Here is an 11,085-nt window from a genome sequence, read left to right as displayed (position 1 = left end):
GCGGTTGCGGCGTGCAGGGAGTCGTTCTTGGCCGCCTGGGTCTCGGCCGCCGCCTTCTGCGCGGCCTCCTTGGCCAGCTTCGCCGCCGTCACGGCGCGCGCGGAGGCGTCCTTGGCCGCCTTGGTCTGCGCCGCCGCCTTGCTGCCGGCCTTCTTGGCCTGGTCGGCGAGCTGGGCGACCGTGGCGTGCTCCTGATCACGGGCACGCGCGACGTACTGGCCGACCTCCAGGAACTCGTGGATGTCGTCCGCCGAACCGTTCAACGCGATCCGGCCCGCGGCCGCCACGTTGGAGCCGCCCGCGCTGATGATCTGCGCGACCTCGACCCGCTCGTCCTGCGCCCGCCGGTCGAACTGACCCGTGGACAGGAACGCTTTGATGTCCCCAGGTGTCCCGTTCAGCGCGGCCTGGCCGGCCTTCTTGACCTCCGGGCCGCCCGCGTCGATGATCTGCGCGACCTGAACCCGCTGATCCTGGAACAGCGGGTCCTGCCAGCCCTCGTCCAGGAAGTCCTCAAGGTCGTTCTGGGTTCCGTCCAGAGCCTTGCGGGCGGCCTCTTGCAGGTTCAGCCCGCCCATGCTGGCGAGCTGGGCCACGGTAATGCGCTCGTCCTGGAACGTGGCGTCGTTCGCCGTGGCAAGGAAGTGCCGTACGTCGTCTTCGCTGCCGGTCAGAGCGACTTCCGCGGCGGCCCGTACCTCGGAGCCACCCGATGACCACAGGTCGAGCGCCTGAGTACGGTCGGCCACCTCGTCGGTGGCGGCACTGCCGCCACCGGTCGGAGTGCCGTCGGCCATCGCACGGGAGGCCGAGCTCCCGAGCAGACCGGCTATGAGTGCGAGCGGCAGCAGACACAGACAGAGCATCCGTGTCGCATGCGCACCCCTTCTTACCGCGATGGTCGCGGGGTTCCTCTTCTTCAACTGTCTCTCGTATCGTCCGTTGTCCAGTGAAGTGCGGGTGTGTCAGTTGGCGGGTGCGAGCTGGATCTCGTCGTGGAGGCCCTTGGCGTCGACGCCGGTGAAGTAGCTGACGTGGCCGTCGTTCCAGCGCACGAGGATGTCGTTGGCGGTGGTGTTGGTGCTGAAGGCGCCGACGGTGATGGCGGCCGCGTTGGTCCAGTACGACTTGGCCGGCCGGATCCTGATCTCTCCGGGCAGGGCCTTGCCGGTCATACCGGGGTAGATGGTGGTCTCACCGTCGATCCAGCGCACCAGCAGGTCGTCGGTGTTCTTGCCGGTGAAGGAGCCGGTGGCGAGTTTCTCGGCGTAGGGCCAGGTGTTGTTCTTGGCGACGGTCTGGGTCTGCTTCTTCAGCCCGTTGACCGCCACGTCGCTGAAGACGGAGACGTGGCCGTCGTTCCAGGTGACCAGCAGGTCGTCGCGCAGGCCGTTCGCGGTGAAGCGGCCGCCGGTCAGCTGCCGGGCGTCGTCCTTCCACTCGGCGCTGTTCGGCGCGGCGAGCTGCTTCTCGCCGTGGAAGCCCTTGGCATCGACCGTGGTGTAGAGGGTCATCTCGCCGTCACTCCACCGCACCACGACTCCGTCGGTGCCGCCACCGGTGTTGACACCGGTCACGTCGACGGCGTGCGTCCAGATGCTCTTCCCGGGCATGAGCTGGTGTTCCGCGGCGAAGGGGCGGGCGGGGTCGTTGTCGTAGCCGCCCTGGTAGAGGGTGACCTCGCCGTCGTCCCAGACGACGATCAGGTCCATGTGCCGCGTGCCGCCCGCGGAGTCGCCCGCGTAGTAGCCGGCCGTGATCTGCACGGCGTGCTTCCACGGCGCGGCCGCGAAGACGGGGGCGTAGGCGACCTGCCCGATCCAGGAAGCGAGGTCGTCGACCCGGGCGGCCACCGCCCCGGTGCGGGTCTCGGCCGCATCGGTGCCCAGGCAAGCGCCCTGCCAGGACAGGCTGCTGACACCCACGATGGCTCCGGTGGTGCTCAGCACCCCACCGCCGGTGTCGCCCTTGCAGATCGAGGCGCCGTCGGACTTGCCGGCCAAGGCGAGGGTGGTGGCGGCGGTGTTCTGGACGGTGAAGGCGGCCGCGTGGACCTGGTCGGGCACCCACTCGTCGTGGGTACGCCCGAACCCTGCGGCCTGGACCTCGTCCCCAGCCGCGGGCGCGGCGCCAGCCACCGCGATGGGGGTGATGCCGCTGACGGGCTTGGCCAGTTGGGCCATCACCACGTCACGGTCCGTGCGCGGCACCAGGCTCACCACCTGCTGGGCGCCGCCACCGATGGTGGCGGTCGTCTTCAGCTTCGGCGCACCGGACGCGAGCGTGCCGCCCGGGGTGTCGGTGAAGCAGCTCGCGGCGGTCAGCAGCCACTGCGGGGCCACCAGGGTGGCCGAACAGCCGCGCTGGCCGCCGACGTCGAGGCGGGCGGTGGCGGCCGAGACCGTGGCAGAAGCGGTCGGGCCGGACACGGCGGTGGCGGGAGCGGCCGTCAGAGCGGCGGCGGCCAGCGAGGTGGCGGCGATCAGGCCGCCGGTCCACGCGGCGCGCGGACGAAACCCAGACATGAAAACATTCCTTGCTGTCGTGCGAGAAAGGGCGGGAGAGGCAGCGGAAGGCGGGGCCGGTCAGCCGGTGACCCGCAGTTCCAGCAGCACGGCCGGAGCGCCGCCGGCCGCGCCCTCGCCCACGCTCTGGTAGCCGTTCTTGTCCACGGTCACCGTCTTCACCGGCGCCGAGGGATCCGCCTGCGGCCGCAGATCCGCGCTGATGGGATGGTCGGCGGTCTCCAGCGCGAACACCCGCGGCAGTTCCAGCGTGAGATACCCCGACTTCGTGGAAGCCTTGAAGCAGTAGGAGCCCTGAGAATCCCCGCTCTGCCCCTGCACGGTCAGGACCTTGATCTGCTGAGCCGAGTCGTCGCACTTGGCGAGGGTGATGTGCCCGTCGCCCTTGATCAGCTTGATGCCCTGATCCCGCTGGATCTGATCCGCGTTCGGATACGCGTAGTCCTCCACCGCGGACGGCGGCGTGGTTCCCCCTGTCGGCTGCGGGTCGGCGGACGCGAGCATCGGCGTGCCCGCCAGCGCCAGAAAGACAGCAACCCCCGCGACCGGGAGCATCCTGCGCATACGAGGAGTCACCCGAATTCCTTTCCAGGCACGGGTGACGGCATGACGACATAACATCTGCAGCCCCCCGCGCACACAGACGTAAAGCAAAAATAAGTGGTCGAGCCAGACCCTAAAGCAGCGTCAGATCGAAAACAACATGACCATCACCATAGGAAGTCCATGGAACCTCCATAGGGCGTGCACAGTCGGGAGGGACATACGGCATCCAGGCCGCCATCGACGGCGCCACTGCCCCCCAAACCACCGAACGCGCCTCTGTGCCGGAACTGCCGGCTCCCCCGAGGCCGGAACTTCCGCTCCCGCCCAAACCCATCGCCCGTGCCACCGCGCCGCCCCATCAACTATCGCCTGCCAGAGAACCGCTGGAGTCCGCCGCGCCCCGCGACTGCCCTCACTGCCGGCAGCTCATCAGCATGATCGCGCTGCTGGCCCCCCTGAAGCCGCCCGTCCGGCACTGCCACCCCGTCCCGACGTCATCTCCATGCGGAGACTGCCGTGACCTCGACTTTTGAACGCCTGGCCGACGACCTCGTCATCCGCACCCACGGTGACGGCATCCAGGCCCCGGCTACCGCGGCTCTGATCGAGCACAAAGGGCGGTTCCTCCTGATCGAGAAGCCCACCGGCCGCCTGGGCGGCGCCTGCATTCCGGCCTCACCGAGGATCTCGGTAACCATCTCCCGGTGATCTCCAGCCGCGGCAGCACCACCTCCTCGCGCTCCAGCAACTCAGTCAACTCCCCGACCAGCTACCGCAGTTCCTCGATACGGGCGCGGGCCGTCACCTCAGGCGCGTCCGGTTCCTCAAACAACGGGCCCATCGCACTCCAACGTTCTGACGACGCCGTAGGAGACACCCGCTCAGGCCGCATCTGAGGAGCCGTGTTTCTAGCCGTGAACCACAGGCGAAACCTGCACTCACAGACACTCCAGGTGTCCTCATGAAGACGAACGATGCAGGTAGGAGCCACTGGCTACAGGCTCTGTTGCTCTCCTAAAGCGGGTGTCGCAGGTTCGAATCCTGCCGGGGGCACTGTGTCTGACCAGGCACGGAGCAGTGAACGGTCCCCTCGGAGTGATCTCCGAGGGGACCGTTTTCGTGTGTGCGGGGACAATGCCGGGACGTAACGCCAAGCGATGCCCTGGTCACGGAATTCGCTGTCCCCGCTCACGCTCACGTCGGGCTTGACGAGGTACAGCCTCGACGGCGGCTCCGTCTCCGAAGTCGCCTCAGCGGCAGCGGGATTGCCGTCGGCCTGCTCCGCGTCCTTGCAGGGCACCAGCGCGACGGGCGTCTGCGGCCTCCTTCTCGAACTGGGGCATGAGCGAGGTGTACGTGTCCGCGGTGAGCGAGTACGAGGCGTGCCCGAGGAGGGCCTGGATGGCCTTCATTGAGAGGCCGGCAGCCAGGCTCAGGGAGGCCGCGCGCGATCCCGTGGGGGCCGTCCGTCGAGCCGAGGGCCCGTCGCGGTCCACCACGCCCAACAGGAAACGCCTGTCGCTTCGCCTCGGACAGGGGGCAGAGGCGGCGCCCACCTCGCTCACGGCCGCTCCACTACGCCCCGAGCCCGGAGACGAAAGTGTCACGCAGCAAAGCTGCCGGGAAGTACGAGTCGGCTGCTGCCGCAGTAGAGCAGAGCATGCAGCCTGGGCCTGTCGGCGTTGACCAGATTCCTTCAACGTCAAGAACGCGGATTGCCCCCGTGACGTCTGCTGGGGCAACGCCATGCGTCACGGCGACGTTCTCGGCAACACTCTTGATGAGTGTCGGGGGGACGCCGACACACGGAGGGGCCTACGTTTGATTTTTTCGGCCGACAACAGAGACTCCCGGAAATTCTGCCATACCAGGGCCTGGAGTTGCGGTGCATCATCGCCGTCCCCGCCATGACTGCGGTGAATCTCGCTCATCTCATGGCGGACCAGTTTCCTCCACCACGCCAGCCACTGGACAGCCAGCAAATCCCGATCCAGAGAGGGCCGATGCACGGCCGCTGACCATGGAACCGGTAGAGCTGCAGCTTCGCGCATGAACAGCGCCGCATGAAGCACCTCTGAGGTGTCTTCAGCGCACAGCCACGAGGGACTGTCGCGCGTAATGCACGGTGTGTGACCTCCCTTGGCAAGGGCAGGCTGTTCCCTGCTATTTCTTGCCCTTCTCGTCGTTTTCCTTGAAGCAGACGACGAACGATCCGCCTGGGCCCAGCTGGGTGAGCGAGCCGGTCGTGCCTGGGACGTCGGAACACGAGAAGGTATCGACGACACCCTCCTTGTCCATCTTCAGGACCTTGTAATCGGCATGCGGGTCAGTGCAGTCGAGCTTCTTGGTCTTCGCTTCCTTGTCGGTCCCGATGTTCTGGAAGCAGTCACCGGCCTTGAGCGTCGCGGACTGGTCCTTCGTGTCGTGCGGGCCCAAGGTCACGAACGCCACCAGGCCCGCTATGACAAGGACCAGGGCGAGGAAGATCAGGCGGTTGCGCCGTATCTGCTCCGGAGTGTACGAGGCTTTCATGCCGCCCTGGAGCGGTGTTTGAGACACGGGCAGTTCCTCAGACAGTGGGGGCGAAGGCGATCACGAATCTAACCCACCTGCCTGTACTGGCAGTTCGCCGCCGCCCCCGGTTGGTCCTGCCCGTCAACATCGAGGGCTGCTTTCGATGGGCAGGGGGACAGGACCGCAGCAAGTGCGAGCCCGTGATCCTCCACCAACTGAAGCGGCAGGTTAACGGGCTGGTCCGATCGCCCTCCGAGGTGTTCGCGCTGGTCCTGGGCGGCAGGCTGCGGGGTAGATCGTCTGTCAGCCGGCGGGGATTGTGCTACGCCCAACGAGTTAGGTCGTAGACGGCGTCGCAGTTCGGGTCCTGTACTTCCGGCACCATGTGGGCAGCGAGAGTGGTCGGCTCGTCAGGGGTGAGGATGGCGTTGAGTTCGGTCGATGCCACCATGCCCACCACCCCGTCGGTAGTCGCGGGCTGGTTCTGCGTCAGGTGGCCCCTTCCGATCCGGGCGGGGCGCGTCACCGAAGCTGCGAATCCAAGCACGGCGTCGGCGGAGTCGCGCGGCGCTTCGCGTGGCCGGGTCGGTCTCAGTCCTCCACGGCTCTCCGGACGCGCCGGGACGGAGCGAAGGCGTACAGGTCGAGGATGTCGGGCGGTTCGGCGAGACCCGGCCCGCCCGCCCGTACCCACGCGGTGATGTCGGCGGTCGCCTCGGGGTCGTTGACCAGGCCGAGCCAGACCGGCCGCCCTCCTGCCGCCCGGCCGGCCGGGGACGGCTGTACGACGATGACGTTGGCCTGCTCGCAGGCGTCGAGGCAGTTCACCACCCGCACCTGGGCAACCGCTTCGAGTTCCGCCTTCAGCGTGGCGAGTTGGGCCGCGTGGTCGACGCCGGGAATCCTGTCCGTGCCGCAGCAGCAGCCCCGGCACACGGTCACCGTGCACCGGGGCGCCGCCGCCCGGGCGGGAGGCTTGCGGCGGCTCACTCCGCGGCCCGCCGCCAGGCCGCCTCGCGCAGCAGCCGCAGGCCGTTGAGGCCGACGATGACGGTGGAGCCCTCGTGGCCCGCGACGCCGAGCGGCAGCGGCAGGGCGCCGGCCAGGTCCCAGACCACCAGGCCGGCGATGCCCACCGCGGCGATCACCAGGTTCTGCACCACGAGGGCGCGGGCGCGCCGGGACAGGGAGATCACGGCGGGGACGGTGGCCAGTTCGTCGCGGACGATCACGAGGTCGGCGGTCTCCAGCGCCAGGTCCGAGCCCGCCCGGCCCATGGCGACACCGGTGTGCGCGGCGGCCAGCGCGGGGGCGTCGTTGACGCCGTCGCCGACCACCATCACCTTGCGGCCGGACTTCTCCAGTTCCCGGACCGCGTCCACTTTGTGCTGGGGCAGCAGTCCGGCACGGACGTCCTCGATGCCGACCTCGGCCGCGAGGCGGGCGGCGGCACGTGGGTTGTCACCGGTCACCAGCAGCGGCGCGGTGCCGGTGAGGGTCGTCAGGGAGGAGACGGTCGGGTCGGCGTCGGCGCGCAGCCGGTCGGCGATGCCCAGCAGGCCCACGGGCGCACCGTCCGCCATGACCAGCACCGTGGTCCGCCCGTCCTCCTCCAATCCACCGGCGAGGGCGGCGGCTCGCGCGGACGCGGCGTCCGTCGCGCCGCCGAGGAGGCGCGCCGGAGCCCCGACCGCGACCACCCGCCCGTCGACAGCCGCGGTCACCCCGACGCCGGGTGTGGAGTCGAAGTGCTCCGCCACCGCGAGAGCGAGTCCGCGCTCGCGTGCCGCGGCCACCACCGCCCGGGCCAGCGGGTGCTCACTCGGGTGCTCGGCCCCGGCCGCCAGCGCCAGCAGCTCCGCCTCGTCCAGACCGGATCCGGTCAGCGGCCGTACGTCGGTGAGGCGCGGCGTGCCCTCGGTCAGCGTCCCGGTCTTGTCGAGCGCCACCGCGTCGACCTCACCCAGCCGCTCCATCACCACCGCGGACTTGACCAGCACCCCGTGCCGGCCGGCGTTCGCGATCGCCGACAGCAGTGGCGGCATGGTCGCCAGGACGACCGCGCAGGGCGACGCCACGATCATGAAGGTCATCGCCCTCAGGAGGGAGCCGGTGAGGTCCGCGCCGAAGGCGAGCGGCAGCAGGAACACGGCGAGGGTCGCCGCCACCATGCCCAGCGAGTACCGCTGTTCGACCTTCTCGATGAACAGCTGGGTGGGCGCCTTGGTCTGCGATGCCTCCTCCACCATCCGCACGATCCGGGCGATCACCGTGTCGGAGGCCCCGCGCTCGACGCGGACGCGCAGGGCGCCGGCGCCGTTGAGGGTGCCCGCGAAGACCTCGTCGTCCTTCTCCTTGGCCACGGGCAGCGGTTCGCCGGTGATGGTCGCCTGGTCGACCTCGCTCGCCCCGTCGAGCACCCGCCCGTCGGCGCCGATGCGCTCGCCGGGCCGCACGAGGACGACATCGCCGACGGACAGCTCCTCCACGGTCACGACGGCTTCGTCGCCGTCCGCGTCGACGCGGGTGGCGGTGGCCGGCGCCAGGTCGAGCAGCCCCCGCACCGAGTCGGCCGTGCGCGCGGTGGCCAGCGCCTCCAGCGCCCCCGACGTGGCAAAGATGACGATCAGCAGCGCCCCGTCCATCACCTGCCCGATCGCCGCCGCCCCGAGCGCGGCGACGACCATCAGCAGGTCGACGTCGAGGGTCTTCTCCCGCAGCGCCCGCAGACCCGCCCAGCCCGGCTCCCAGCCGCCGGCCGCATAGGTGAGCGCGTACAGCGGCCCCCACGCCCACGCCGGTGCACCGGTCAGCTGCAACGGGAGCGCGAGCAGGAACAGGACCGTGGCCGCGGCCGCCCAGCGCGCCTCGGGAAGCGCGAAGACGCGGGTGCGCCGCCGGGGCGCGCCGTCACCCCGTGCGCCGGCGGTGCGGACGGGTGCCGGAACGAGCGTGGATGTCATCGGAGAGGCGGTCCTTCACAAAGGCACAAGCACAAAGGCACGAGGGAACAACGAGATCGCGGGCAGCCCGGGGCAGGCGCCGCTTCCCCCACCGTACAGGACTGCATGAAGACTGATTCATGCGTTCATGAATGGTTCTCCGTAGGATGAAGGCCATGGGCCACCGAGCTGACGCCGCCAAGACCAAAGCCACCGCGCGTGAGCGTCTGGAGACCGTGGGCGCCTCCGATGTGGCCGCCACCCTCCAGGCGCTGGCCACGCCCTCCCGGCTGCGGATCCTCGCCCGCCTCCAGGAGGGCCCGTGCGCGGCGACGGAACTCGCCGACGCCGTCGGCATGGAGCAGTCCGCCTGCTCCCACCAGCTCCGGCTGCTGCGCAACCTCGGCCTGGTCACCGGCGAGCGCCGGGGCCGCTCGGTCATCTACGCCCTCTACGACAACCACGTCGCCGAACTCCTGGAACAGGCCCTCTACCACGTCGAGCACCTGCGCCTCGGCCTGCGCGACACCCCCGCCGAGACCTCGGCCGACACCCCGGCCGCCGTGACGGCCGGGGCACGCTGAGCACCCCGAGCGGCAGCGGCATGCCCGCCGCCGCGGCGGGTACGACCCTCCCGTACAGGGGTGTCGCGGTAGCGGCCGAAGAGCGAGGGGTGTCGGAAGTGATTCGAAAGCTGCAGGCGGTCGCGCTGGACTGCGCCGATCCGGTACAGCTCGCGGAGTTCTACGCGGACCTGCTCGGCGGGCGGGTGGTCGCGGATCCGGAGGAACCCGACTGGGTCGAGGTGCACGGGTTCGAGGGGACGCCGCTGGCCTGCCAGCGGGTGGACGGCTACCAGGCGCCCGAATGGCCCGGCCAGGAGCGCCCGCAACAGCTCCACCTGGACTTCGACGTGGACGACCTCGACTGCGAGGAGAAGCGGGCACTCGCCCTCGGCGCGACCGTGCTGGAGCGGACGGACCAGCTCCGCCCGGAGGCCAACTGGCGGATCTACGCGGACCCGGCCGGCCATCCGTTCTGCCTCTGCCTCCACTGAGCCCGCCGGGCCGTCGCGGTGGAAGTCGCTTGGTCCCGGTGCGCGGTCTTTAATGGTTTGCCGCCGGTCGGCCCGGTCGGATAGGAAGCCCGCATGTTGAAGGGCAGCAAGGTCGCGCTCAGGGCCCGGCACGAGGACGACATCCCGATACTGCAGGCCGAGCTGCACGACGACGTGGTCAACTCCTCGCGGTCCCAAGGCCGGCCGTGGCGGCCGATCACGCCCGGCTCGAAGGACTCGCCCCTCGTGGTGGACGACAAGGATCAGCGGCACGTCCCGTTCTCCGTGGTGGAGTTGGACGGCGGCACGCTGGTCGGCACCGCGTCGCTGTGGAGCATCGACAACCACAACCGGTCCGCGCACATCGGGCTGGGGCTGTTGCCGTCCTGCCGCGGCAAGGGCTACGGCACCGACGTGGTCGCGGTGCTGTGCCACTACGGTTTCGTCGTGCGCGGCCTGCAGCGGCTGCAGATCGAGACGCTGTCGGACAACGCCGCGATGCTGCGCTCCGCCGAGCGCAACGGCTTCGTCCGCGAGGGCGTGCTGCGCTCCTCGGCCTGGGTGATGGGCGAGTTCCTGGACGAGGTGCTGCTCGGGCTGCTCGTCCGGGACTGGAAGCCGGGCTCGAAGGGCTGAGCTGTCCCACCGCTCGAAAACCGGTGGAGCGGCGCCGCTGTGCGCCATTACCGTGCTGCCGAACCAAGTCGTCTGGCCAAGGACGTGCCGTTGTACACCCTGTGAGACCCCCCGAGAGCTGATCGGTCGCGCGTCGCGCCTCGTGCGCCGCGCCGCTTTTTGCTGCGGACTTCTCACTGAAACCGGTGTACTTCTGTGCTCAACACCTGGGTGGTCGCGCCCACCTGCCTGCCGCTCGTCCTCCGCCGTTGCCGCGCGTGCGCGTCCGAGCGCTTCCGGGCGGACGGCAGATTTCGCGTCAACGCCAACCACAAGCTCCTCGACGCCTGGCTCCTCGTGCTCTGTACCGGCTGCGGGGAAACCGCGAAGCTGACGGTTCTGGAGCGGATGAACGTGCGCTCCGTACGACCTGAGCTGCTGGACCGGCTGCATGGCAACGACCCTGGGCTGGCAGCCGAGTTGCTCCAGGATCCGGTCGTGCGGCGCCGTAATCGCATCGCCCTCGACTGGGCGGGCACCTGGCGCCTGGACACCGGCGGATCGGATCACCTGGACCGCGAGGTGATCGACGTCTCGGTCCGCTTCGCGGCGCGGATTCCTGTCCGGCCGGTGCGACTGATCGCCGAGGGCTGCGGTCTTTCGCGGGCCGAGGCCGAGGGACTGATCGCGGAGGGGAAGCTCGTTTCGGCGGTCCGGCTGAGCGGCAGGCTCTCCGGCGACTTCACCTTCACGCTCAAGCGCTGAGCCCGCCTCGGGACCACGGGCCTGTCCGGCGGGACCCGCCGGACAGGACTCCGGATTCCGTAGGGTGCCCGCATGAGCGACGAAGGCCCGGCCTGTCCCGAGTGCAGCCTGCCCATGAGGT

General features: G+C 69.7%; 11 protein-coding genes. 5 read left to right on the top strand and 6 right to left on the bottom strand.

All coding sequences use genetic code 11. The annotated features are described in order from the left end of the window. The 3 genes from ACZ5NH_RS28065 to ACZ5NH_RS28055 all read right to left on the bottom strand — a co-directional run. Positions 1–866 (bottom strand): ALF repeat-containing protein (locus ACZ5NH_RS28065; protein ID WP_468779048.1); only part of this gene is annotated, 866 nt, incomplete at its 3' end. 99 nt (positions 867–965) lie between these two features. Then, complete coding sequence (locus tag ACZ5NH_RS28060) at positions 966–2,525, bottom strand: S1 family peptidase (protein WP_468779046.1); 1,560 nt, start codon at positions 2,523–2,525, stop codon at positions 966–968. A 60-nt stretch (positions 2,526–2,585) separates the two neighbouring features. Beyond that, on the bottom strand, positions 2,586–3,101 hold the full coding sequence (locus ACZ5NH_RS28055; protein ID WP_468779044.1) for a hypothetical protein: 516 nt from the start codon (positions 3,099–3,101) through the stop codon (positions 2,586–2,588). A gap of 486 nt (positions 3,102–3,587) precedes the next feature. Here ACZ5NH_RS28055 and ACZ5NH_RS28050 point away from each other — a divergent pair, with 486 nt between their 5' ends. Next, positions 3,588–3,779, top strand: coding sequence for a hypothetical protein (locus ACZ5NH_RS28050; RefSeq protein ID WP_388630214.1), 192 nt, complete (start codon positions 3,588–3,590; stop codon positions 3,777–3,779). Between the two features lie 1,455 nt (positions 3,780–5,234). On the opposite strand, the gene ACZ5NH_RS28045 is transcribed toward ACZ5NH_RS28050, so the two are convergent. The 3 genes from ACZ5NH_RS28045 to ACZ5NH_RS28035 all read right to left on the bottom strand — a co-directional run bounded on the left by ACZ5NH_RS28045 (position 5,235) and on the right by ACZ5NH_RS28035 (position 8,548). Further along, positions 5,235–5,630, bottom strand: coding sequence for an LppU/SCO3897 family protein (locus ACZ5NH_RS28045; protein ID WP_468779042.1), 396 nt, complete (start codon positions 5,628–5,630; stop codon positions 5,235–5,237). Positions 5,631–6,176: 546 nt separating this feature from the next. Continuing rightward, on the bottom strand, positions 6,177–6,575 hold the full coding sequence (locus tag ACZ5NH_RS28040; protein ID WP_468779040.1) for a (2Fe-2S) ferredoxin domain-containing protein: 399 nt from the start codon (positions 6,573–6,575) through the stop codon (positions 6,177–6,179). Continuing rightward, complete coding sequence (locus ACZ5NH_RS28035; RefSeq protein WP_468779038.1) at positions 6,572–8,548, bottom strand: heavy metal translocating P-type ATPase; 1,977 nt, start codon at positions 8,546–8,548, stop codon at positions 6,572–6,574. The genes ACZ5NH_RS28040 and ACZ5NH_RS28035 overlap by 4 nt, the downstream gene beginning before the upstream one ends. A gap of 155 nt (positions 8,549–8,703) precedes the next feature. Between ACZ5NH_RS28035 and ACZ5NH_RS28030 the strand changes: the two genes are divergently transcribed. From ACZ5NH_RS28030 to ACZ5NH_RS28015, 4 genes are all read left to right on the top strand, one after another. Beyond that, positions 8,704–9,111 carry an ArsR/SmtB family transcription factor gene (locus tag ACZ5NH_RS28030; protein ID WP_451553392.1) on the top strand — a complete coding sequence of 136 codons (408 nt, stop codon included), beginning with the start codon at positions 8,704–8,706 and terminating at the stop codon, positions 9,109–9,111. A 98-nt stretch (positions 9,112–9,209) separates the two neighbouring features. Further along, complete coding sequence (locus ACZ5NH_RS28025) at positions 9,210–9,584, top strand: VOC family protein (RefSeq protein ID WP_468779035.1); 375 nt, start codon at positions 9,210–9,212, stop codon at positions 9,582–9,584. A 93-nt stretch (positions 9,585–9,677) separates the two neighbouring features. Next, a complete protein-coding gene (locus tag ACZ5NH_RS28020) occupies positions 9,678–10,220 on the top strand; it encodes a GNAT family N-acetyltransferase (RefSeq protein ID WP_451553390.1) in 543 nt (180 codons plus the stop codon). 195 nt (positions 10,221–10,415) lie between these two features. After that, positions 10,416–10,964 (top strand): DUF1062 domain-containing protein, encoded by a 549-nt coding sequence (locus ACZ5NH_RS28015; RefSeq protein WP_468779033.1) that lies wholly within the window; start codon positions 10,416–10,418, stop codon positions 10,962–10,964. The last annotated feature ends 121 nt before the right edge of the window (positions 10,965–11,085 follow it).

This window comes from Streptomyces sp. NPDC031426 (genome assembly GCF_055581585.1).
The sequence above is the reverse complement of the archived record's forward strand: the minus strand, read 5'-3'. Positions and strand labels throughout refer to the sequence as shown.